18 protein-coding genes and 3 pseudogenes are annotated in these 21985 nt (G+C 71.8%); 12 read left to right on the top strand and 9 right to left on the bottom strand.

The window, feature by feature from the left end:
* Nucleotides 1-32: 32 nt before the first annotated feature.
* Both OHB41_RS03085 and OHB41_RS03080 read right to left on the bottom strand, forming a co-directional pair.
* Complete coding sequence (locus OHB41_RS03085) at nt 33-851, bottom strand: SAM-dependent methyltransferase (protein ID WP_266696388.1); 819 nt, start codon at nt 849-851, stop codon at nt 33-35.
* Nucleotides 852-1002: 151 nt separating this feature from the next.
* Nucleotides 1003-2454 (bottom strand): PucR family transcriptional regulator, encoded by a 1452-nt coding sequence (locus OHB41_RS03080; RefSeq protein WP_266696387.1) that lies wholly within the window; start codon nt 2452-2454, stop codon nt 1003-1005.
* Between the two features lie 104 nt (nt 2455-2558).
* Between OHB41_RS03080 and OHB41_RS03075 the strand changes: the two genes are divergently transcribed.
* From OHB41_RS03075 to OHB41_RS03060, 4 genes are all read left to right on the top strand, one after another.
* On the top strand, nt 2559-2702 hold the full coding sequence (locus OHB41_RS03075; RefSeq protein WP_266696386.1) for a hypothetical protein: 144 nt from the start codon (nt 2559-2561) through the stop codon (nt 2700-2702).
* Nucleotides 2703-2715: 13 nt separating this feature from the next.
* Nucleotides 2716-3117 carry a nuclear transport factor 2 family protein gene (locus OHB41_RS03070; protein WP_266696385.1) on the top strand — a complete coding sequence of 134 codons (402 nt, stop codon included), beginning with the start codon at nt 2716-2718 and terminating at the stop codon, nt 3115-3117.
* Nucleotides 3118-3133: 16 nt separating this feature from the next.
* Nucleotides 3134-4573 (top strand): gamma-aminobutyraldehyde dehydrogenase, encoded by a 1440-nt coding sequence (locus OHB41_RS03065; protein WP_266696384.1) that lies wholly within the window; start codon nt 3134-3136, stop codon nt 4571-4573.
* Nucleotides 4574-4740: 167 nt separating this feature from the next.
* Entirely contained in the window at nt 4741-5352 is a 612-nt protein-coding gene (locus OHB41_RS03060) for a flavin reductase family protein (protein ID WP_266696383.1), read from the top strand.
* A 70-nt stretch (nt 5353-5422) separates the two neighbouring features.
* On the opposite strand, the gene OHB41_RS03055 is transcribed toward OHB41_RS03060, so the two are convergent.
* Nucleotides 5423-6112, bottom strand: a complete 690-nt coding sequence (locus OHB41_RS03055; RefSeq protein ID WP_266696382.1) for a TetR/AcrR family transcriptional regulator — start codon at nt 6110-6112, stop codon at nt 5423-5425.
* A gap of 663 nt (nt 6113-6775) precedes the next feature.
* Between OHB41_RS03055 and OHB41_RS03050 the strand changes: the two genes are divergently transcribed.
* Nucleotides 6776-7906: an ABC transporter permease gene (locus OHB41_RS03050; RefSeq protein ID WP_266696381.1), complete on the top strand. Its 1131-nt coding sequence runs from the start codon at nt 6776-6778 to the stop codon at nt 7904-7906.
* 410 nt (nt 7907-8316) lie between these two features.
* On the opposite strand, the pseudogene OHB41_RS52250 reads toward OHB41_RS03050, so the two are convergent.
* Nucleotides 8317-8625: pseudogene (locus tag OHB41_RS52250) on the bottom strand (low temperature requirement protein A); the annotation flags it as partial.
* A 32-nt stretch (nt 8626-8657) separates the two neighbouring features.
* On the opposite strand from OHB41_RS52250, the gene OHB41_RS03045 reads away from it, so the two are divergent.
* A complete protein-coding gene (locus tag OHB41_RS03045; protein WP_266696380.1) occupies nt 8658-9800 on the top strand; it encodes an MFS transporter in 1143 nt (380 codons plus the stop codon).
* 22 nt (nt 9801-9822) lie between these two features.
* On the opposite strand, the gene OHB41_RS03040 is transcribed toward OHB41_RS03045, so the two are convergent.
* On the bottom strand, nt 9823-10653 hold the full coding sequence (locus tag OHB41_RS03040) for a YhjD/YihY/BrkB family envelope integrity protein (protein WP_266696379.1): 831 nt from the start codon (nt 10651-10653) through the stop codon (nt 9823-9825).
* Nucleotides 10654-11034: 381 nt separating this feature from the next.
* A pseudogene (secF, locus tag OHB41_RS03035) lies at nt 11035-12298 on the bottom strand (protein translocase subunit SecF); the annotation flags it as partial.
* Between the two features lie 56 nt (nt 12299-12354).
* Between secF and OHB41_RS52535 the strand changes: the two are divergent.
* From OHB41_RS52535 to OHB41_RS03010, 5 genes and pseudogenes are all read left to right on the top strand, one after another.
* Nucleotides 12355-12636 (top strand): annotated as a pseudogene (locus OHB41_RS52535) (Rv1733c family protein); the annotation flags it as partial.
* Between the two features lie 76 nt (nt 12637-12712).
* Nucleotides 12713-14494 (top strand): CASTOR/POLLUX-related putative ion channel, encoded by a 1782-nt coding sequence (locus OHB41_RS03025; protein WP_266696377.1) that lies wholly within the window; start codon nt 12713-12715, stop codon nt 14492-14494.
* Between the two features lie 125 nt (nt 14495-14619).
* Nucleotides 14620-15165, top strand: a complete 546-nt coding sequence (locus OHB41_RS03020; RefSeq protein WP_266696376.1) for a TetR family transcriptional regulator — start codon at nt 14620-14622, stop codon at nt 15163-15165.
* Between the two features lie 261 nt (nt 15166-15426).
* The gene (locus OHB41_RS03015) at nt 15427-16398 is read left to right on the top strand and encodes an alpha/beta fold hydrolase (protein ID WP_266696375.1); all 972 of its coding nucleotides are present in this window, start codon (nt 15427-15429) and stop codon (nt 16396-16398) included.
* Nucleotides 16399-16543: 145 nt separating this feature from the next.
* A complete protein-coding gene (locus OHB41_RS03010) occupies nt 16544-18100 on the top strand; it encodes a hypothetical protein (RefSeq protein ID WP_266696374.1) in 1557 nt (518 codons plus the stop codon).
* A 64-nt stretch (nt 18101-18164) separates the two neighbouring features.
* Here the strand turns inward: OHB41_RS03010 and OHB41_RS03005 are convergent, their stop codons facing one another.
* The 3 genes from OHB41_RS03005 to OHB41_RS02995 form a co-directional block, all read right to left on the bottom strand.
* The gene (locus tag OHB41_RS03005) at nt 18165-19772 is read right to left on the bottom strand and encodes a sodium/solute symporter (RefSeq protein ID WP_266696373.1); all 1608 of its coding nucleotides are present in this window, start codon (nt 19770-19772) and stop codon (nt 18165-18167) included.
* Nucleotides 19769-20209 carry a DUF485 domain-containing protein gene (locus OHB41_RS03000; protein ID WP_266696372.1) on the bottom strand — a complete coding sequence of 147 codons (441 nt, stop codon included), beginning with the start codon at nt 20207-20209 and terminating at the stop codon, nt 19769-19771. The genes OHB41_RS03005 and OHB41_RS03000 overlap by 4 nt, the downstream gene beginning before the upstream one ends.
* 381 nt (nt 20210-20590) lie before the next feature.
* Complete coding sequence (locus tag OHB41_RS02995; RefSeq protein WP_266696371.1) at nt 20591-21259, bottom strand: hypothetical protein; 669 nt, start codon at nt 21257-21259, stop codon at nt 20591-20593.
* Between the two features lie 358 nt (nt 21260-21617).
* Here OHB41_RS02995 and OHB41_RS02990 point away from each other — a divergent pair, with 358 nt between their 5' ends.
* Nucleotides 21618-21947: a hypothetical protein gene (locus OHB41_RS02990; protein WP_168525960.1), complete on the top strand. Its 330-nt coding sequence runs from the start codon at nt 21618-21620 to the stop codon at nt 21945-21947.
* The last annotated feature ends 38 nt before the right edge of the window (nt 21948-21985 follow it).

Below are 21985 nucleotides of genomic sequence, written 5' to 3'. Positions count from 1 at the left end.
GTGGAGCCGAAGCGTGTAGGACCTGTCTTTTCTTACCTGAGTCGTCCGACGCCGCCGAACTCGACCCACTCCTGGGTCAGTTGACGGGGCGCCACCTCATTGTCGGGCCGCCAGGTGGACACCTCCACCAGGCCGGGGTCAAGGACGTCGAGATCCTCGAACCACTCGGCCACGTCCTTCTCCTCACGGACCCTGCCCCAATGCCCCTGGGTCGCCTGGTCCATGAAATCGGTGACGAACTCCCGGACCTTCGCGTCCTCGCTGACCAGCTGACACATCACCATGCAGCTGCCGGGCACCAGCCGTTCGGCCACCCGGTGGGACACGGCCAGAGGGCCGTCGGTCTCGCTGTCCGGAATGCAGTGGAAGACCGAGTTGAACAGCACGGCCACCGGCTGCGAGAAGTCGATCAGGCGCTGGGTGTCGGGGTGGGAGAAGATCTTGTCCGTCTCGCGCAGGTCCGCGTGGATGACCGTGGTGCGGTCGTTCTGGTCCAGCAGCGCCCGGCCGTGCACCAGCACCATCGGGTCGTTGTCGACGTACACGACCCGCGACTCGGGGTCGACGCGCTGGGCGACCTGGTGGACGTTGTCCTGGGTGGGCAGGCCTGACCCGTGGTCGAGGAACTGCCGGATGCCGTAGTCGGTTGCCAGCGTCCTGACGACCCGCTGCAGGAAGCGCCGGTTGTTCAGCGCCAGGGCGCGGGTGCTCGGCACGACCTTGTCCAGCTCGGCGCAGGCCGTCCGGTCCGCAGCGTAGTTGTCCTTGCCGCCCAGATAGTGGTCGTACATGCGAGCGGCGGTGGGCACCGTGGCGTCGATCTTCGTGGACAACTGCTTTCCAGCCTGCATCGTTCCCCCAGCTCCAAGCTGCTTCAGGTGGCTTGGCTTGACAGACAATACATCCTAGGCAAAGGGCATTTGGGGATGCCAGCCTGTTGACCAAGGATCTCGGAACGGACTCGGCCGGCCGTCCTCACGTTCCGGTGCGCCGCGGGGCCGGTCAGTCCGTGAGACCCAGTGCCCCCGCCGCCTGGATCGCCAGCCAGACCTCCGCCAACGCACCCGTCGAGGTCAGATCGCGGTCGGCGAGCGTGCCGAAGCGGCGCAACCGGTAGGAGAGCGTGTTGGGGTGGATGTGCAGCGCCGCCGCGGCCGTCTCGGTGCGGCGGTCGCGCTCCATCCAGGTACGGGCGGAGACCAGCAGCTGCGAGTCGTGGGCCGCGTCGTAGCGCAGCACCTCACCGAGCACGTGCTCGACCAGGGCGGTCAGGACGCCGGGGTCGTCGGGCAGCCACCGGCCCGTCGAGTCGTCGCCGTACCGGACGACGGGGCGGCCGGACTCCACGGCCTTCGAGACCGCCCAGAGCGCCTCGCGCTGGGCGACCCTCAGCGCGGCGCCGGGCTGGAAGGTGCGGCTCATCCCGGCTGCCACGTCCGGCAGCTCACCGACCGCATCCGCCAACTCCGGCGCCCCCAGCAGATAACGGTCCTCGCCCCAGGTGAGCAGCAGATGGGGATGGTTCTCCAGGCAGCGCAGCAACGCATCGTCGGTGGTGTGGCGTACCACGAGCAGCACGGCATCGCCCTCGATCGCGTGCCGGGCGAGCCGGCGCCGGGCCGCGTCGGGGTCGAGCACCTCCTGCAGCAGCTCGGCCAGCGTCTCCGCGCCCTCACGGCGCAGAGTCTCGCGTTCGTTGCGCACCATCGCCAGCCGCAGCGCGGCCACGGTGGCGATGTGCTGGACGACGGCGAGCCCCGCGGGCTGGGCGCCCCGACGCGCGTACGCGACGAGAAATCCCGCCGGTCCGCCGGGCGCGGGCACCGGCAGCACGAACCCGCCGGGGATCGTCGGCGGGGCGTCGACGGACGCGGGCAGCACACCGGGATCCGGCGTGGGAACGCCGGGCAGCAGCGGGCGGCCCTGCGGCGTACAGAGGTAGACGTCGTATCCCGACAGACCTTCGAGACGGCGGAGCAGCGCCGGTGTGTCCAGATCCTCGGCGACCAGCCAGCGCAGCGAGCCGAAGACCTGGAGCTGGGCCCCCAGCCGGTGCCGGGCGTCCTCCTGGACCGAGGCGGCCACCTCCTGGGAGACCGCGATGAACGGAACGGCGAGCGGTACCTCGAGAACCGGGAAGCCGCGCTCCTCCGCCGCCTGGAAGAAGGCGTCGTGGAGCGGGGGCATGTGCAGCCGCGCGGAGAGGGCGAGGGCGGACACCCCGGCGTCGTCCAGCCGCTCCAGATAGGCGCGCTGTCCGGCCGCGGTACGGGGGACCGCCAGCCCCGCCGTCATGATCACCTCGGCGCCCAGGAGCCAGGGTGTCGGATCGGCGAGCTCGCTGGCGTGCGCCCAGGACACGGACCGGCCCAGGCCACCGCGGCCGGCCTTCACCGAGAGCTGGAGAGCCGGGTAGGAGAGCAGATCCTCGACGGTGAGTTTGTCGGCAGCCACAAAATCAACGGTACATCTCCGTGATGGACACAATTGTCGGTGATCATCCGGGGGCCACAGACTGCTGGGACCGCCACCGCCCATGAACGGAAGGTGGAGTGGCCGTGACGTCCTCGGCCACCGGGATCGGGACCTACGGCGTCGAGCGGATACCGGGCGAGGACCGTACGGCCCGCTCGATCGACCTGCTCCGGCTCGCCTTCGGGGCGCCGACCCGGGCGGTGCGGCTCCCCGCCGTACGCCCGTGACCAGGAGCTGAGCATGAGCACCACCACCGTCCAGGAAGTCCGGGCCGCCGCGGACGCGCTTGTCGCCGCCTTCGCCGAGGGCCGGCTCGACGACTACTTCGGCGCCTTCGCCCCGGACGCGACCTTCGTCTTCCACACCACCCCCGAGCGGCTCGGCTCGACGGCCGAGTACCGCGCGCTCTGGCAGCGCTGGGTGGAGCGGGACGGGTTCCGCGTCCTCGGCTGCGCCTCGAGCGCCCAGCTGATCCAGCACATCGGAGACACGGCCGTCTTCAGCCACGACGTGGAGACGCGGGTCGCCACGCACGCGGGGGAGGAGAGGGTCCACGAGCGGGAGACCATCGTCTTCACCCGCGCCGACACCGGCGGCTGGACCGCCGTCCACGAGCACCTGTCCGCCCGTACCACCGCCTGACCGGGAGAGACGTTCCATGAGCACCACGTTCCGCAACTACATCGACGGTGAGTTCACCGACGCCTCGGACGGCCGCACACTGGAAGTGGTGGACCCCACCACGGGAGACGTCTACGCGACCTCCCCGCTGTCGGGTGCCGCGGACGTCGACGCGGCGATGGCGGCGGCGGGCGCGGCGTTCCCGGTCTGGCGCGACACGACACCGTCCGTGCGGCAGCGCGTGCTGCTGAAGATCGCCGACGCGATGGAGGCGCGGACGGACGAGCTGGTCGCCGCCGAGAGCCGCGACACCGGCAAGCCGCTCCACCTGACCCGCAGCGAGGAACTCGCCCCCGCCATCGACCAGGTCCGCTTCTTCGCGGGCGCGGCGCGGATGCTCGAAGGCCGGTCGGCGGGCGAGTACATGGAGGGCATGACCTCCGTGATCCGTCGCGAGCCGGTCGGTGTCTGCGCGCAGGTCGCGCCGTGGAACTACCCCCTGCTGATGGCGGTGTGGAAGTTCGCGCCGGCCCTCGCCGCGGGCAACGCGGTCGTCCTCAAGCCCTCGGACACCACCCCGGCCTCCACGGTGCTGCTCGCCGGGATCATCGGCGGTGTCCTGGAGGAGCTGGACCTGCCGCGCGGGATCTTCAACGTGGTATGCGGCGACCGTGACACCGGCCGTCTGATGGTGGAGCACCCGACTCCGGCGATGGCCTCCATCACCGGCTCGGTCCGCGCCGGCATCCAGGTCGCGCAGAGCGCGGCCAAGGACGTCAAGCGGGTCCACCTGGAGCTCGGCGGCAAGGCCCCCGCCGTGGTCTTCGAGGACGCCGACCTGGCGAAGGCGGTCGAGGACCTGGTGGTCGGCGGCTTCTTCAACGCCGGTCAGGACTGCACGGCCGCGACCCGCGTCCTGGTCCACGAGTCGGTCCACGACGAGTTCGTCGCGGCCCTCGCCAAGGCCGCGGCCGACACCAGGACCGGGCAGCCGGACGACGAGGACGTACTGTACGGACCGCTCAACAACGCGGGCCAGCTCGCCCAGGTCAGCGGCTTCATCGAGCGCCTCCCCGAGCACGCCACGGTCGAGGCGGGCGGGCACCGCGTCGGAGAGAAGGGCTACTTCTACGCCCCGACGGTGGTCTCCGGCCTCCGGCAGGACGACGAGATCATCCAGAACGAGGTCTTCGGCCCCGTCATGACCGTCCAGTCGTTCGAGGACGAGGCGCAGGCCGTGCGGTACGCCAACGGCGTCGACTACGCGCTGGCCTCCTCGGTGTGGACCAAGGACCACGCGCGGGCGATGCGGATGTCGAAGAACCTCGACTTCGGCTGTGTGTGGATCAACACCCACATGGCACTCGTGGCCGAGATGCCGCACGGCGGGTTCAAGAAGTCCGGCTACGGCAAGGACCTGTCCGCCTACGGCTTCGAGGACTACACCCGCCTCAAGCACGTCATGACGTCGCTCTGACCTCGCAGGGCATCCGCCGGCGTGGCGCCGGACCCCGCACACGTCCGGCGCCACGGGAACGGGGGGACGGACGAGCCCGGACGGGTGCCGCCGGACGCCGGCCTGACGCTCCGGGACTGCGCGTGTCGAACGCCTCGACCGGCGCGCCGTCCGTGGAAGGTGAGGCCATGCGCGTCGACTTCGATCCAGAGGCCATGGACAGCACGTCCTTCTACGGGCTCATGACCTCCGTCGTGGTGCCCCGTCCGATCGCGTGGATCTCCACCGTCACCCCGGACGGGGCCACGGAGAACCTCGCACCCCACTCCTTCTTCACCATCGCCAGCACCGAGCCGGCGATCGTGCAGTTCACCTCGATCGGCCGCAAGGACTCGCTGCGCAACGTCGAGGACACGGGCGAGTTCGTCGTCAACTTCGCCTCCGAGTCCCTGCTCCATCAGGTCAACGCCACCGCCACGGACTTCCCGCGCAGCGTGAGCGAGTTCGGCTACGCGGGCATCGAACGGGAACCCAGCCTGCATGTGCGACCGGCCAGGGTGGCCGCCTCACCGGTCGTCCTGGAATGCCGGTCGCACATGACGGTGCGTCTGGGAAATTCCACGGTGGTCTTCGGACGCGTGCTCCACATGGCGGTCCACGAGCAGTTCATGGCCGGCCGACGGCCGAGCTCCGCACGGCTGCGCCCGTTGACCAAGCTGGGCGGTGACGAGTGGGGGACGCTCGGCGAGGTCCTCCACCTTTCGCGCATCCCCTACGAAGAACTGCGGGGGAGGGACTGAGGGTTCGCGGTCCGTCGCCGTACGGGAAGTGGGCCGGTCCCCCCCCGTACGGGAAGCGGGGCCGGCCCGGTCACCTCGCGGAGGGACCGCTCCCGCGGTCGGTGCCCTTGACGGGGTGCAGGTGGACGGTGAGGTCCTCGTTCGTGGGCGGCGGGGGGAGCGGCCGGGCACCGTCCGGGCGCAGGCCGTCGAGGAAGATGCGCACGTGACGGGCGGCGAGCGCGCTGGCCTGCTCGGCGGGGAGGTGCGGGAGCGGACGGCAGGAGAGCGCTCCGGTGGCGATCAGGTCCACCGCCGTCGCGTCCGGACGGACCACGCCCTGCGCGCGGGCCGTGGCCAGGAGCTCCTCCAGGACGGTCACGATCTCACGCTGCAGGGCCGCGGCCTCGGGATCGTCGGTGACCGGACCGCCGATCAGGGGCAGGACGAGCATCTCCCGCTCGTCCACCAGGGTGAGCAGGAATTCCCCGATGGCGGCCAGCGGGTCGCGGGGCGCGGCCTCGAGCGCGCGGCGCACGGTGCGATGCACCAGGGTGAAACCGTCGACGACGACTTGCCGGATGAGAGCGTCACGGTCGGGGAAACGCCGGTAGAGCGTGGCGATGTTGACCCCGGCGCGGCGGGCGATCTCGTCCAGCGGGGCAGCGGTGCCCAGCTCCCGGAAGGCGGCTCGCGCGGCGGCCAGGATCTGGTCGCGGTTGCGTGCGGCGTCCGCCCGCAACCGCGGTCGGCCGTCTTCTCGCGATGCGCTGGGAGTCACCGTGGGCCCGTCGCCTTCTGGTCTGTGCGGTCTGTTCTGGCGGATGCGTCGAGGTTACGGCAGTGGCGGTCCCCACAGCACAACAAGTGCAGGATTTTCTGCGTTTAGTGTACCGTCGACGAGGTCGGCCCGAGCGGCACGCCATGAGTGCGTCTTTTGGCGTGGGGTGCCCCCGCTCTGCGGGCCGGCGTTCGTCGCGGGCGCCGACGGTGTCTCTCGCGGCACTCCTCACCTGTCGCGAGAGAAGAGAAGCGGTGACGACCGTGCAGTTGGCACGTTGCAAGGGCAGAGCGGTGGCGACCGGCCACCGGGGCGCCACAGAGGTGGCTGACCGGCTGGTGGTCGAGTGCGCGCGGCGGGGCACCGGGCGGTCGCCGTGCGGGCCGGCGCCGTCGCTCCGGAGCTGACACCGGCGCCGACCGAACCGCCGGCCGGCCGTGGCGTACGCGTGCGGCCGGACGGGGACCCTCCCGACCGGGCCCCACCGCGTCGCCCGCCCCCGACCGAGCCCAGACGCATCGCCGCCGGAGCGGCGGCGCACCGCGGCCCACTCCCGTCACGTCGGCATCGCCACCCCCCCCGCAATCCTCCTGACCGCCGGTCGCGTCCTGGACCGAGATGACCTCCCGCGTACGTCGCGGACTCCCAGAGAGCCCTTCCTTCATGCAACCCAGCTCGGAACTCCCCGTCATCGCCTCACCCGACGGCACCCCGTACGACCCGGACGCGTATCCGGCGGGCCATCGTCCCGCGCACGGCCGCCACGCGCTGGCCGACACCGAGCCGGGCATCCCGGCCCCGGTGCTCGCGGCCGCCGCCGGAGTCCGCAAGGCGATGCTCGTGCCGGTCGTCACCGCGCTGGCGATCGGGACGATATTCGTCGCCGTCTATCTGGCGGCCTTCCACGCCCCCACCGCGCGTCACCAGCCGCTCGGCATCGCCGCGTCCGACACGGTGGCCGCCCGCACGGAACTCGCTCTCAACAGCGCGGCACCGGACGCCTACTCCTTCCACCGCTACCCGGACGCGGACGCGGCCCGCCGGGCCATCGTCCACGACGAGGTTCCGGCCGCTCTGGTCAGCGACGCCCACGGCATGCGTCTGCTGGCCGCCGGCGCGCAGGGCCCCTCCGTCGTCTCCAGCCTCGCCACGGCCGCGACCCAAGCGGTCGGCCACCCCGTCCCCGTACGGGATGTGCGGCCGCTGGCGGCCGGCGACGCCCGCGGACTGTCGGCGTTCTACGCCGCGTTCGGCGTGGTGCTCGCCGGGTTCCTCTTCGCGGTGTCCTCCTATCAGATCGCCCCGCGCCTGGCGCTGACGGCCCGGGCGGCGTCGATGCTGGTCTTCGCCGCCGCCTCCGGCGTGACGGTGGCATTCATCGCGCACACCGGATTCGGCGCGCTCCCCGCGTCCTTCCTCACCGTCGCCGTCGTGGTGGGGCTGCTCGCCTGGGCGACCGCCGCCGCGACCGGAGTGCTGCTGCGGCTGTTCGGCCCCATCGGCATGCCGGTCGCCTCCGTGCTGCTGCTGATCCTGGGCAACGCCACCTCCGGCGGCATCCTGCCCGCCACCTTCCTGCCCGGCTGGCTCTCCCCGCTGGCCGAGCTCCTGGCGCCGGCGGCCGCGATACAGGCTCTGCGTGACGCCGCCTACTTCGACAACGCGCACCTCACCGGATCGCTGCTCGCCCTGGTCGCCTGGGTCGTGGGCTGCCTGGCCGTCCAGTACCTCCTGGACCGGGTCGCCGCGCGCCGGGACAGGACCGCGCTCTCCGCCGCCGTGGTCGGGCACTGACCGGGGACGCCGTTCCCGGGGGCGCCGGGATGGCTGCGGTCCGCTGAGCGGCACGGCACGAGACACGGCACGCGCCTTCTCGCCTGCTCGGGACCGAAGCACAGTGTCGGCTGTGAGCAGGAGGCAGGTACGAGAGGCAAGTTCCGGCGTGGACGGCGGCGGGGCGTTCCACACCGGAGCCGTGCCGATCTGTTAGCCGACCGTCCGGTGCGGTGCGGCGGGGCGGGTCCGAGCCGGGTGGGGGAGGGCGAGGACCCGTCGGCGCCGGGTCGCGGGCACCGGGGGGTGAACCGGCCCGCGGCCCGGAGCCGTCCGGGGCGCGCCGACTGCGCGCCGTGTCCGCCGTACGGCCCCGACGGACACGGCGTGGTCAGCCGTCGATTCCCGGCGCCTGGCTGGCGGGCGGGGCCGTCGACCCAGATGGAGACGGTCCACGGGACCGCGCCCGCGGTGAACGAGACCGTCAGCCAGTCGAGCAGGACCCCGCGCCGGTCGCCGAAGGCGTTGCCGCCCAGGACACGGATGGCGGCGTAGGCGATGGCGAACGCCGTGACCGACCCGCCCTCCTGGACACCGTGCACGGCCGCCGCCATCACCGTGAGGCCGAACATGCCGAGCAACAGAGCGCGGGTACGCGTACGTTCCGCCGCGACGTTTCCGGAGAGGGTCGGCGAGAGCCAGCACGTCCAGAACGCCAGGTACAGCACCACGTACAGGCCGACGTCCCGCCATCCGGTTCACCGTGCAGCAGGTGCGCGAGCTGGGCGACTCCGGCCACCGCGACAAGGTCGAAGAAGAGCTCGAGCCAGGATGTGTGACGCTCTCCGGCGGCGTTCGGTATCAGGGTGTTCGCCCGGGTCTCGCACACGCGCAGCACCCTGTCGCCGACGAACTGCCCAGGGCGCTGGGCACGATAGGCCCGGGCATGGGTGTGTCGGCGGTCCTGGGACCGGTACTCGGAGGGGTACTGACCCACGCCGACCTGCTCGGCATGTCGTGGCGCGCCTGCCTGTTGGTCAACGCCGTCGTGGTCCTGTTCGTCGCGCGGCGACTGCGTGAGGACCGCGCGCCGGTCCGACCGCGGCTGGACCCGGTGGGGACACTGCTGGCGATGGCCGGCGTCGCGCTGGTGGTGTGCCCGCTGACGACCGGCACACCGGGACCGGCCGGATGGACGGCGGCGTCCGTGGGCGCGGCCGTCCTGGTGCTGTTCGTCACCCACCGGCGCCGCACCGCGCGCCGCTGCCGGGCCCCGCTGATCGAACCGGCTCTGCTGCGCGGTCGCGCGTTTCCCGCCGCGCCGGCCACCTCCACGCGCTTCTTCGCCGTCACGAACGGCGTCATGAGCACCGTGGTGCTCCACCTGGAACTGGGTCTGCACCGCGGCCCGCTCACCGCGGGGCTGACCCTGCTGCCGTGGTCCGCCGGGCCGGCCGTCGCGTCGTGGGCCGCGGGCGCGTACCTGGTCCCGCGGTACGGGACCGGGGTCATGCACGCGGGGGTCGCCACCCTCGCCGTCGGGCTCGCCGGCGCGGTTCTCGCCCACCGGTCCGTCCCGCTCGGCACGTACCCGGTGGCACTGCCCTGCGCGCTCGTCGTCGCGGGCCTGGGCACCGGTCTGTTCGCCCCGCCGTTCTTCACCACCGCGCTCAGCGGTGTGGGCGCGCAGGAGACCGGTTCGGCGGCCGGGCTCCTCAACGCCGTCCAGCAGCTGGGCGGCACGCTCGGCGTCGCGGTGGTCGGAGGCGTGTACCTGGCCGCGGACGGCACCCCGAGCGGTGCCGCGCAGGCGGCGCTCGGCACGGCCGGGGCCGTCCTGGCGGCGACCGCGGTCGCCGCGGCCACGATGACGGCGCGGCCGCGGAACCGGGGCCACGGCCGCGACCGGGCGTGAGACCACCGCCGGCGCGCGGCCTTCATCGGGCGTGCCGCTCCATGGCGTCGTGGATGTGGCGGCCCACCAGGGCTCCGCCGAAGACGACGAAACCGACGCCGATGAGCCACGACTGCACGACGAGAACGGTGCCGACGGTCCCGTAGCTGATCGCGTTGTTCACGATCAGCGGCGAGAACACGACGTACGAGAACCCGCGCAGACCGACCAGCCCCGCCATCGTGGCCACCGCGCCCGGCAACAGCGCCGACCACGGCACTCGCTCGCCGAGCAGGAAGTGCTGCCCCCACCAGAAGAAGAGAACACCGAAGAACACGGTGAGAGCGACGCGCACGATGGTCTCCGTGAGCCCGCCGACCAGCACCGCGCCACTTTCCGCCTCGCTGAACAGGTACGCCGTCAGGGCGGCGAGCCACACCACGCGCCGCCACGCGTGGTGCCACGGGCCCGCGGGGATCTCCCAGATCCGCTCGTAGCCGTTCTGCACGCTCGCGGCGAAACTGACACCGAACAGCACGACGGCGAGCACACTGAAGACGCTGGTCGTGCTCAGCACCCTGCGCGGCGCCGAGAACAGCTTCTCCACGGCGTCCGCCGGATGCCCCGACAGGCTCATGCCGTCGATCACCCACAGGGCGAATCCCCGGTGTTCGAAGGGGGCCGCCGCCGCGACGACGATCAGCAGCGGCGTCAGGGTGACCAGACTCAGTGCCGCGAACCCCATGGCCCGGTGCAGCAGCTCCAGTTCGCTGCCGTGCTGCCAGAGGCGTCCGAGGGCCGAGTCGTGCCAGACGGCTCGCGGGGTCCGGCGCCGGCGTCGTCCGTTGCGTGGCGCGTCGGAGGAGTCCGTCATGTGCACCTCGCTTTCCGGCGCCTCCGAGGCACTTGGCTGCCTCCCGCGCGCCGAAAGGCTCCCGGCATCTGGCGCTCCTTCCCTGAGCCGGCACCCACGGACGGCGGGGCCGGAGGTCCGGCCCAGCCGCCTGGGGGAACGTTGACGGTTTCCCGCCCCGCTCCTGGGCCAAACCCGCCCCGGCGGCCGATCACCCCTCCGGCCGGGCGGTGCCCTCCGGCGAGGTCACCGTCACGGCGCGGAAGGCCGGGCCGGCGCGTCGTGTCACGACGAAGCCGTGTGTCCTACTGCGGAGGGAACCGAGCGCGCCGGTGGGTGGCGCCGACGGACCTGACCTCAGCGGCACGTTGCGTGAACTCGCCGCAGTCTGTGGTGGGTTGGTCAGAGAATTCCGTCGTGGGCGACCTCGCGCGCCCGGCGTGCGGGATGCCGGGGCCGGTCACGGCGGTGGAGTTCGATCGCCACGGGGACGGCGGTGAAGACGGAGGAGTACGTGCCGACCGCGAGACCGATGAGCAGGGCGAGCGCGAAGTCGGTGAGCGACTCCCCGCCGAGGACGGCCAGGGCGGTGAGGATGAGCGCCGCGCCCATGCCCGTGTTGACGGTACGGGGCAGCGTCTGCAGGATCGCGTGATTGGCCAGGTTCGGCAGCGGGCTCCCGGCGTTGCGCCGGAGCGGCTCCCCGATCCGGTCGAAGACGACGACCGAGTCGTTGACCGAGTAGCCGACGACGGTGAGCAGGGCGGCGAGGAAGACGCCGTCGACGGGCTTGCCGAGCCAGGTGAAGACGCCGACGAGGACGAGGACGTCGTGGGCGAGCGCCGCGACCGCGGCGGTGCCGAACAGCCGGCGGACGCGGGCCGCGAGATAGAGCAGCCGGGCGCCGAGCGCCACGGCGAGCGCGATGAGCGCGTTGCGGCGCAGCTCCTCGCCCAGGCTGGGGCCGATCAACTCGTCGCGGACCTTGTCCGCCACCCCCGCCGAGCGTGCCGATGGTCCGTGTCACCGTGGCCGCCTCGGTGTCGGTCAACTCCTCGGTGCGTACCGTGAGTCCGGTGTCGCCGGAGAACTGGACGACCGCTCGGGCGACTCCCGCGTCCTCGAGATCGGCGCGGGCACGTTCCGGGTCCACGGGGACGCCGGTGGCGTACTCCACCAGACGGCCACCGGTGAAGTCGATGCCGAACTGAAGGCCACGCACCGCGATGCCCGACGAGGCGAGGACCAGGACGGCGGCGGAGGCGGCCAGCCAGCGGCGCGGCCGGCGCATCAGATCGGGCCTGCGGCGCAGGAGCCGGTCGCGGACCCGGCCGGCTGTGGCGATTCCGGTGACACGAGGACGACGGCGCTCCCACGGGCGGGACGCGGCGTGGTCGGCGAGCACCCGCGTGACCACCAACGCGCTGACCATGGAGGCGACGACGCCGATGCCGCGGGTGACACCGAATCCGCGCACGGGCCCGGAGGCGAGGAGGAACAGCAGTACGGCCGCGATCAGCGTGGTGATGTTGGAGTCGGCGATCGCGCTGAAGGCGTTGCGTAATCCGGCGGTGAGGGCCGAGCACGGGCTGGGACGGTGCCGGGAGGTGTACTCCTCGCGGGCACGTTCGAAGACGAGCACGTTGGCGTCCACGGCCATACCGATCCGCCGAGCGCCAGCAGGAGGCGAGACAGCCGGCCCTCGCGGTCCTCGTCCAGGACGCCCCACGCCACCCCGAGCCGGGGTCGACGGAGGAGAAGGAGAGCCGCTACCCGGTCAGCGTCCGCTTCACCGACCCCACCGGGCACACAAGCACCGCGAAGACCGGGGTGCGGCCCGGTCTGACCGAGGGCAGCACCATCCGGATCTGGTCCGACACCCGGGGACGGCTCACCGGGCCGCCGCTGACCACCGACCGGATCCGCAGCCGCTGCATGGGCTGGGCGATCACCGCGGCCCTGGCCGTCGCCTTCCTCGGGGGCGTCGCGTACGGCATCACCGACCTCGTACTGCGGCGACACAACCTGGCCGCGTGGGACACGGCCTGGGCCAGGACGGCACCACGCTGGGCTGACGGCGGTGTGGCGGACCAGCGCGGAGACGCTACGCCTCGGCGCGGTGACGGGCACCCCGTTGCGCATGCTGCTCGCGGCCCTGCTCGGGCTGGTCGCGCTGCTGTGCGTGTCGACTCTTGTCGGGGTCATCACCACGGGCCTGGCCGACCGGCTGGCGGAGTTGAGCCGCGGCAGGTCGACGGTGATCGAGGAGGGCCACGCCGTCGTACTCGGCTGGTCGGACCAGGTGGCCACGGTGGTCGGCGAACTGATCGCCGCCCAGGCCGCACACCGGCCGCGGGCCATCGTCCTGCTCGCCGACCGGGACAAGACCGAGATGGAGCGGGCGCTGGCGCTCCAGACCGGTCCGCCGGGCCGCGCCCGGATCATCTGCCGCAGCGGCCCGGCGAGCGACCCCGGCGTACTCGCGCTGGTCAGCCCGCGCACGGCGAGCACCGTGCTGGTCCTGCCGTCCGGGGAGCCGACGGCCGACGCCGAGGTCCTGCGCGTCCTGCTGGCCCTGCGAGCGGTCCTGGGCGAGGGGACGGGCGGGCCGCCGGTGCTGGCCGCCGTGCGGGACGACCGCTACCGCGCACCGGCCCGACTGGCCGCCGGCGCACGGGGCACGGTCCTGGAGACCGACACGGTCACGGCGAGGCTGATCGCGCAGTGCGTCGGCCGCCCCGGCCTCTCCGTGGTCCTGCGTGACCTGCTGGACTTCGCCGGCGACGAGTTCCACCTCGCCGACGGGTCCGCGTTCCACGGGACGCCCTTCGGCACGGTTCTGCTGGGTCACGCCAGTTCCTGCGTGGTCGGACTGCTCACCCCCGAGGGACGTACGCTGCTGAATCCGGCCGCCGACACCGTCGTCGCACCGGGAAGCCGCCTGATCGTCCTCGCTCACGACGACGACACGACGCGGCTGGAGGACTGCCGGCACCTCGTCGACCGGGCGGCGATCGTCACCGACCCGCCACCTCCGGACGACGCCACCCACTTGTTGCTGCTCGGCTGGAACCGGCGGGCGCCACTCGTCGTGGACCAGTTGCGGCGCACGGCCCGCCCGGGTTCGGTGCTGCACGTGGTCACGGACCGGGCCGTGCCGGGACCGGCGCGGGAACCGGAGACCGCGGCTGCCGCCCGGCTGACGGTGCGGTTCCAGTCCGCCGACCTGTCGCGGCCCGAGACCCTGCTCGGGCTCGACCTCGCCCCGTACGACGGGATGGTCGTCCTCGGACCCGATCCGGGGGACGGGCCCGACCGGCCCGACGACCGGACTCTGGTCACCCTGCTGGCCGTGCGGCTGCTGGAGGACCGGACCGGACGGGAGATGCGGGTCGTCACCGAACTCATCGATGACCGCAACCGGCCGCTGGCACCCCTCAACCCCGGTTCCGACGTCATCGTCAGCGGCGAGCTGACCGGACTGCTCATGGCGCAGATCGCACAGAACCGGCACCTCGCGGCCGTGTTCGACGAGTTGTTCTCCGCCGAAGGCAGCACCATCTGCCTGCGGCCCGCCGTGTACTACGTCCGCCCGGGCAGCGAGGCGAGCTTCGCCACCGTGGTGGCCGCGGCGCGCGACCGCGGTGAGTGCGCCATCGGATACCGCCGTCACGACCGGCGCGCCACGCTCCCGGACCTCGGGGTCCGGCTCAACCCCCACAAGGGGGAGCGGCGCGCGTGGAGCGCCGAGGACCAGGTGGTCGTCGTGGCGTCCGAACCGAGTGACCCCGCCGGCTCTTCCGGACCGGAGACCGAAGAAGTCCAAGCGGAGCGGCGCGAGGCCAGGCCGTGTCAACAGTGACAAGGGGCAGTTGCACACGGCGGTGCGGCCTAAGTGCATCAGTCCTATGGCACCAGAGTGGACTGTTCCCCCTCAGATGTTGATGAACACGGCCTAATTGCGACTGGTTGATATGCTGCCGCATCATGAGAGCTGACGCCGCACGCAACCTGGCCGCGGTCCTGCGCACCGGGGCCCGACTTCTCGCCGACGACCCGAGCACCTCGATCTCGGCCATCGCCGCCGCGGCGGGCGTGGACCGCACCACCGTCCACCGCCGCTTCGCCACCCGTGAGGCCCTGCTCGACGCCGTGTTCCAGGCGAAGCTCGACTCCGCCGCACGTGTTCTCGACGAGGCCCGGCTGATGGAGGCCCCGGTGGCCGTAGCTCTGCACCGCTACGTCGAAGGGATCATTCCGGTCAGCCGGGAGTGGCCCGTCGACACGCGCCGGATGATGCAGGCGGACCCGAAGGCCCGCGACCCACGTGAGGAACAGAGCCGGCGACTGGACGCCTTCCTCCAGCGCGCGGCCGACGAGGGCTTTCTGCGCACCGACATCCCGGGGGCGTGGGCGAGGGGCGTCCTCGACGACCTGGTGGACAGCGCCGCTCACCGATTCCCCGACGTCGAGGCTCCGCAGGCGGCGGACCTGGTCGTGGACCTGTTCCTCAACGGCCTCGGCAGGCACTGACCTCGCGCCGGTCCGCACAGGAGGGATCCGCGGGAAGCCGGAAGCGCTCCCGCGGATCCACGCCCGGGATCCCGTGTACGGACACGGATGGGCGTGTCCGCCGGTTTCCAGTTCGCCGCTATCGTCCCCGACCACGGCCGTGAGCCGGTTGTCACCCCGATGCCACGCACATCTCACCCGGTTGGACCGCGTGGCCGGGCTCGGCGGAACGGAGGCGTGAACGATCTGGTGCCGTAGGCATCAAGAGAAAGCGAGAACGGCATGCGGACATCTGCGGTTTCTGGATCGCGACGCCGAATACGGCGCTCCCGCACCGCGGCGGCCGGGTGCGCCGTCGCCGCCCTGTGCACGGCCGGGGTGGCCCCGGCCGTCGCGGACGGCGGCGCGAAGCCCACCATCGTGCTGGTACACGGTGCCTTCGCGGACGGCTCCAGCTGGAACGGGGTGATCGAGCGGCTCGAACGCCGTGGTTACACCGTCATGGCTCCGGCCAACCCACTGCGCGGGCTGTACAGCGACTCCACCTACATCGCCTCCGTACTGAAGAGCATCAGGGGCCCGATCGTGCTGGCCGGCCACTCCTACGGCGGTGCCGTGATCAGCACTGCCGCGGAGGGCAACTCCCAGGTGAAGTCCCTGGTGTACATCTCGGCGCTGATGCCGGACGTGGGGGAGAGCGGCATGTCGCTGGGCGCCCGGTTCCCCAGCGCTCTGGGGACCGCCACCGAGTCCGTGCCCTACCAGGCCGGCGACGGTGTCAGCGGGACCGACCTGTACCTCAAGCGCGACAAGGTGCACTCGGTCTTCGCCGCCTGCCTGCCGGAGAGCCAGGCGAACCTGCTCGGCGTCACCCAGCGACCCGCGGCCACCACCGCGTTCTCGGAGACGGCCAAGGTGGCTGCCTGGAAGACCATTCCGTCCTGGGCCCTCGTCGGCCGGCAGGACATGACGATCAATCCGGAACAGGAACGTTTCGAGGCCGAGCGCGCCCACTCCCACACGGTGGAGATCAACTCCTGTCACGTGTCCCTGATCGCGCACCCCGACGCGGTGGCCGACCTGATCGTCCAGGCGGCCGGCGCCGCCCAGCCGGGCCGCCCCACACTGGCGAGTTCCGGTTCCGCCGGGCACGACCGGGAGATGACCGGCCTCGGCGGGATCGCCGGCGCGTCGCTGATCTCCGGTACGGCCGCGGTCTTCCTGAGCCGACGGGTGGGACGCCGCACGCACTGACCCCGCGGTCGGCCGCGGATCTCGACGAGCGAGGCGTACTTGACGAACCATCAAGCGCCGGGCCTCACCCCCTGTTGCTCCAGTGTGACTGAACGTACACTGACAAGTCATAGGACTTCGGGCGTGATTGACTGGGGGAGCCGTCATGTCCTGGGATCACAACGACATGCCTGGCACGTTCGTCGTGCCGCCGATGCCCACCGCACCGCCGCCCGCTCCGGCGGACGCCTTGCGGGCGGTCGCGGTGGCGCTGCTGAACCTGTGCGGGCTGGGCCTGGGGTACGCGCTGATGCGCCGCTGGGGCGCGATGGCCGTGTGCTGGGTCGCGACCGCGATCCTGCTCGTGGTGGCCCTGCCCGCGGACCCGGGCGGCGTCCCCGGCGGCGCCGTCATCCTCTACCTGGTCCTGCTCGGACTCGCGGGTGTCCACGGAGCGGTCCTGGGTCTGCGCACCCGTCTCGTGTGGCCGCCGCGCGCGTGGCTCGCGATCGTGCTCGGGGTCGTCCTCCTGGCCGTACCGGCAGGAGGCGTCGCCCTGTACGGCAACGCACGGGACAGGGCGACCGAGGCGATGCTCATGGACCGGCTGGAGCGGGCGGACCAGCTCGTCCAGGCCTCCGGGAAGCAGTCGTTCACCACGGCGGAGTCCGACTACCGCAGGGCACTGGCCGCCTACCGGGCTCTGCGCGGCGACCATCCCGGTTCGAAGGCCGCCGACCGTGTGCCCGACCGGCTCAAGACCTTTTACGCCACGGTCGGTTCGCCCTACGCCCAGAGGAACTACTGCGACGCCATAGCGCCCTTGAAGTACCTCCGTACGGTCCCGGGAACCATGGGCAGGAAGGAACTCGGAGCGCTGTCCACCTGGCCCGACGACCGGCTGGCCACCTCGCTCTACGAGTGCGCGTCACAGGCACTCGGCCACGGGGACGCGGACTGGACAACGCACTTCGGCGACCTCCTGTCGACCTTCCCGCGGTCCGCGCCGGCCGGGAAGGTGGAGCCCGCGGTGAGCGCTGAGGTCGACAGGGCCGTGAAGCAGGTGGGCGGAAGCGACCCCTGTACGGCCGTCGAACACCTCAGGAGCCTCGGCACCCAGGTCACCGCACTTCCGGGTGAGCGGGCGGGTGTGGCCGCGGCCCTCGGCAAGGACGCCGACCGAGCGGAGACCAACGCGGACTCGGGGACGTACGCCTGCGGTGTGAGCCAGTACAAGGACAAACGGTTCGACGAGGCCGTCACCACCATGAACGAGTTCGTCAAGAACAACCAGCACGCCAAGAACCGGGCCCGCGCACAGAAGATCGCCATCGCGGCGGAGATCGCCCAGACCGTGCCCGCGGCGGGCGGGCGGCTGCCGACGACGGCGTCCGGCGGCGGCATCGCCGTCACCGTCAAGAACGACAGCCCCGACGACATCACGGTGATGTACACGGGCCCCGTGACCGGCAGCTTCTCCCTCAAGGCCTGCGGGAGTTGCACCACCTACTCCCTCACCAGCACGCTGCTGGCAGGGTTCACGCCCTGCCACGACAGCGGGAAGAACTACCCGCAGCGGACCATCCGACTGCCGGTCGGCACCACGTACTTCGTCCACAAGTCCCAGACCGGCACCGGGAAGTCCCCCGCGTCCGACACCGCCAAACTGAGGCCCGGTTACATCTACACCGAGTGCGCCTACATGACGAGCCTCGGCTACTGACAGCGGAGGCGCCGCCGGCCCGGGGGCGCCCGCGGGGAGGCGGGTCTCCGCGCGCCCCCACCCGTCACCGTTTCGGTCTCGGCCCCGCCAGGATCAGACTTTCGATGGCTTCGTAACGACTGCGTTCGCGCGCTGCTCTGCGGCGTCCGGAGAGCACGCTGCCGAGCCATCCGAAGGCGAATCCCAGCGGGACGGAAACGAGCCCCGTGGTGGTGAACGGGAACCAGTTGAAGTCCGCGTGGGGAAACGCGGACGTCGGTGAGCCGGACACGAGTCTGGTGCCCGGCATCAGCACAAGGACCGAGAGGGTGCCGCCGATGAGCGTGCACAACAGGCCGGCGCGCGTGAAGTTGCGCCAGAAGAGGCTGTAGATCAGGGCCGGTGCGATCGCCGAGGCGCCCAGACAGAAGGAGAGGGTCGCGAGTGGCTGGAGGCTGCGGTGCTGGACCAGGGCGGCGAGTACCACGATCGGCGTCCCGACGACCACGGCGGAGACGCGGGCCAGCATCGTCTCGTGGTGCGGCGCCATGCCGGAGCCCCGGGTGGCGAACACGTCGTGGGCGAGGGAGTTGGCGCAGGCCAGTGTCATCCCGGCCACCGAGGCGAGCAGCGTCAGGAAGATCGCCGTGGTGACCGTGGTGAAAATGAGGGTCTCCGCCCGCGACATGTCCGTACCGAAGGCCGCCCGGGAGCTGAGCAGGTACGCGGTGTGTCCCCAGGGGTCGGCTTTCGCGATGCCCGCCCGGCCGATCAGCGCCGTCGCGCCGATACCGATGACCGTGGCCACCGCGACGAACAGAGCCACCGACGACACCGCCCACGACATCGAACGCCGCACCTGACGTGCGCTCTTCGCGGTGTACATGCGCATCGTCACGTGAGGGAGGCAGGCGCCGCCCAGCACGATGGCCAACTGGGTGCTGAGCATGTCGAGATGCGGATGCGGGCCGCCGGCGAACTCCAGCCCGCCGTGCAGGAACCGGTCCCGCGCACCACTGTGGTCGGCGGCCGCGCCGAACAGTGTCCCCGGGTTCCAGTGAAAGGTCCTGAGGATCAGTACCGCGACGGTCACTCCGGAACCGAGCAGCACGACCATCTTCAGGGTCTGGATCAACGCGGTGCCCCGCATCCCGCCGATGGCCGCGTAGGTGATCATCAGAGCGCCCACCCCGACGATGCAGCCGGTCTTCATGGTGCTGTCGGAGAAGCCGAGGATGAAGGCCAGGAGCTGTCCGGTGCTGGCGAGTTGCACGAGCATCATCGGTACCAGCGCCACGATGGTGACCGCGCACGCCGTGATGCGCACCGCGCGCCCGGGCATGCGCCGGGCGAGGGCGTCGCCCATCGTGAACTTGCCCGTGTTCCGCAGGGGTTCGGCCAGCAGGAACATCAACAACAGGAGCGAGAGCAGTGTGCTGAGGGCCAGGACGACGCCGTCGTATCCGCACAGTGCGATGACCCCGCCGATGGTGAACACGGTCGCGGCCGAGATGTAGTCGCCGGCGATGGCGAGGCCGTTGCGGACGGGCGACAGCGAACGGTACCCGGTGTAGAACTCCTCGAGGTCGTCACTGTCGGGTCCGGTCAGTACGCACAGCAGGAGGGTCACGGAGACGGCGATGCAGAAGGCGACGAGGGACCAGGACCGTGCGGAGTCGCTGAAGTCCGTCATCGCTCCCGCTCCTGTTCGCCGCCGGCCCAGGGCGCCTGCCGGTTCACCCGGCGCGCCAGCGGGTCGACGTGGCGGCGGGCGGTGCGCTCGTACAGCGCCACGGCCAGCCAGGTGACGGGGAGTTGGGTGAGGGCGAGGACCAGGCCCGTCGACAGACCGCCTGTCACGGGCCTCGCCATGATGTCGGGGCGGCCGACGGAGAGAGCGAGGAAGAGGGAGAAGTAGCCGAGCGCCGCCAGTGTGGTGAGCCAGCGCTGCCGGCGGTAGGCGCGGCGGAGGATCCGTAGGTCGCGGTGGTGTCCGGTCCAGGGGCGAGGCGGGTTCCCGCCGCGTAACGGTTCCCCGGAGGGAGCCGGGAGTGCGGGGGCGCGGGCGGGGGAGGAGTGCTGTCCGTGGTGGGGTCGGGCGGAGTTCGAAGCGGAGCTGTCGTAGGACATTCCGGGTCTCCTGGCGGGTTCGGTATACCGACGGACATGGACCGCGCGAAGAGGTGGGGGGAGTTGCTCGGGTTCTCGCACGCTATTCGGCAGGCCGGGCAGTGCAAAGGGTTTTTCCTCAAGTACCTGGTCGGATGCCGTCCGGGTCTCTGACCTCCTGTGTTGCTGCTGACATGGCTGTGACGGGCGGGACGGGGGCTTCGTGTGGGGCACATGTGTTCGATGGCTTTCCGGTCCACGGAACGGTCGGTCGTGCCGCTCGCTGCGGTGTCCCGGACGGGACGGCGCTCGGCGGTTTCGGCGGTTCGGAAAGGGCGGGTCGCGGCACGCGCGGTACCGGTCGGCACGACCCGTCGCCCGGTCTCGGGAGGCATCGGCCGCTCAGGAGGCATCGGTCAGCCGGTGCAGAGGTGTGCCGTGCGCCCAGCTCCTGAGGCGCGGGCCGTCGATGAGGTGGATGTCGCCCTGCCGGCGCGCCCATTGGACGTCACGGTGGCTGAAGGTCCCGCGGTGCACCACGAGTCGCAGGGGTGTGCCCGCCCGGCGCCCGGACCGCGCGGGGGCGTCCTCGTCGGGCAGGGGCTCGGCCACGGGACGGAACGCCACCTCGATGCGGTGTCCCTCGCCGTTGCGCGCGCGCACGCGAGGCCGGTCCTGCCCCCTGGAGGGCGGGAGCACGAACCAGCCGTCCCGGCGCAGCATCCGGGACACGGCCAGGGCGAGCCCCTCCGTGTCCAGTTCCGCGAGTTCCTCGGGCGTGTAGTGCCCCAGACGCCGACGGGCCAGCGGACGGTGATGCCGGACCGCGACCGGGGTGGCGACGGTGAGGAGCGCCAGCGCCGCGACGAGCACCCCGGCACCGAGGGCGCGGAAGGCCACGGCGAAGCCCGCCACCACTCCGCACACGACCAGCACGACCACCACGAGCGCGGGCAGCACCTCACCGAGGCCGGGCCCGTAGCGCCCCTGGTCGCGCAGTGCACGGATCGCGAGCCGCCGCCGCGTACGGCGTGACGGAGTCTTCTCGGCCCCTGGTCCCCTCCATGCCACCCGGGTCGGCTCCTCCCACCCCGCGTGCACCGATGTGCCGGCGGTATGGCTACCCAGCTGAGACGGGCCGGTCATGCGGAGAGCGGGATCCGGCCACGAATCCGGCCGAAGTCTTTCGCCGCACGCCACCCGTGGGCCACGACGGACCGCGGGTGCTCGAGGTGCGGGGGCGTACCTCGTCAACTCGGACCCACGGTGCCGGTAAGCCGGACGGGTGAGCTCACGGGGGCCGGTCGTGCGGTGACCGGTGTTCTCGGCCCAGGGCGGGGAAGACGCACCGCATGCAACTCGGCAAACCCCATGATGCCGGTGATTCGGCGGGCGAGGGTCGCCCCGGTCGTTCTCGCAAGGAGTTCCCGTGACCACATACGTCATCACTGTCCCCGGCACCTTCGTCCACGGCATGTCCGACGGCGCCCGCTCCGACATCGAGCGCAGGCTTCGGCCCCAGGACCCGAAGAACACCGATCTGGGCGAGAACGAGGAGTTGAGCCTGCTCACGGTGGAGGAGGACGGGAGGTTCGCCGCCCGGGTCGAGGTCGAGGCGGCGGACCGGTCCAGCGCCGAGCACGAGGCCGTGCGGCTGGTGTCCGGGGCGCTGCGCGACAGCGGACTCGCCGAGGACGACGCGATGCTGGGGGCGGCGGTCGTGACCGGCATCGACACCGGTATCGACCGCGAACTCTGAGGCACGGGTGCCAGGGAGGGCGGTCACCGTTCTTCGCC

The sequence above is a fragment of the Streptomyces sp. NBC_01571 genome (genome assembly GCF_026339875.1).
Classification (GTDB): domain Bacteria; phylum Actinomycetota; class Actinomycetes; order Streptomycetales; family Streptomycetaceae; genus Streptomyces.
This window is presented reverse-complemented; position numbering and strand designations above follow the sequence as displayed.

Excerpts from the sequence above, each read along its gene's own strand:
- OHB41_RS03085 (WP_266696388.1), bottom strand. The coding sequence starts at position 851 with ATGCAGGCTGGAAAGCAGTTGTCCACGAAGATCGACGCCACGGTGCCC.
- OHB41_RS03070 (WP_266696385.1), top strand. The coding sequence starts at position 2,716 with ATGAGCACCACCACCGTCCAGGAAGTCCGGGCCGCCGCGGACGCGCTT.
- OHB41_RS03065 (WP_266696384.1), top strand. The coding sequence starts at position 3,134 with ATGAGCACCACGTTCCGCAACTACATCGACGGTGAGTTCACCGACGCC.
- OHB41_RS03060 (WP_266696383.1), top strand. The coding sequence starts at position 4,741 with ATGCGCGTCGACTTCGATCCAGAGGCCATGGACAGCACGTCCTTCTAC.
- OHB41_RS03050 (WP_266696381.1), top strand. The coding sequence starts at position 6,776 with ATGCAACCCAGCTCGGAACTCCCCGTCATCGCCTCACCCGACGGCACC.
- OHB41_RS03040 (WP_266696379.1), bottom strand. The coding sequence starts at position 10,653 with ATGACGGACTCCTCCGACGCGCCACGCAACGGACGACGCCGGCGCCGG.
- OHB41_RS03020 (WP_266696376.1), top strand. The coding sequence starts at position 14,620 with ATGAGAGCTGACGCCGCACGCAACCTGGCCGCGGTCCTGCGCACCGGG.
- OHB41_RS03015 (WP_266696375.1), top strand. The coding sequence starts at position 15,427 with ATGCGGACATCTGCGGTTTCTGGATCGCGACGCCGAATACGGCGCTCC.
- OHB41_RS03010 (WP_266696374.1), top strand. The coding sequence starts at position 16,544 with ATGTCCTGGGATCACAACGACATGCCTGGCACGTTCGTCGTGCCGCCG.
- OHB41_RS03005 (WP_266696373.1), bottom strand. The coding sequence starts at position 19,772 with ATGACGGACTTCAGCGACTCCGCACGGTCCTGGTCCCTCGTCGCCTTC.
- OHB41_RS03000 (WP_266696372.1), bottom strand. The coding sequence starts at position 20,209 with ATGTCCTACGACAGCTCCGCTTCGAACTCCGCCCGACCCCACCACGGA.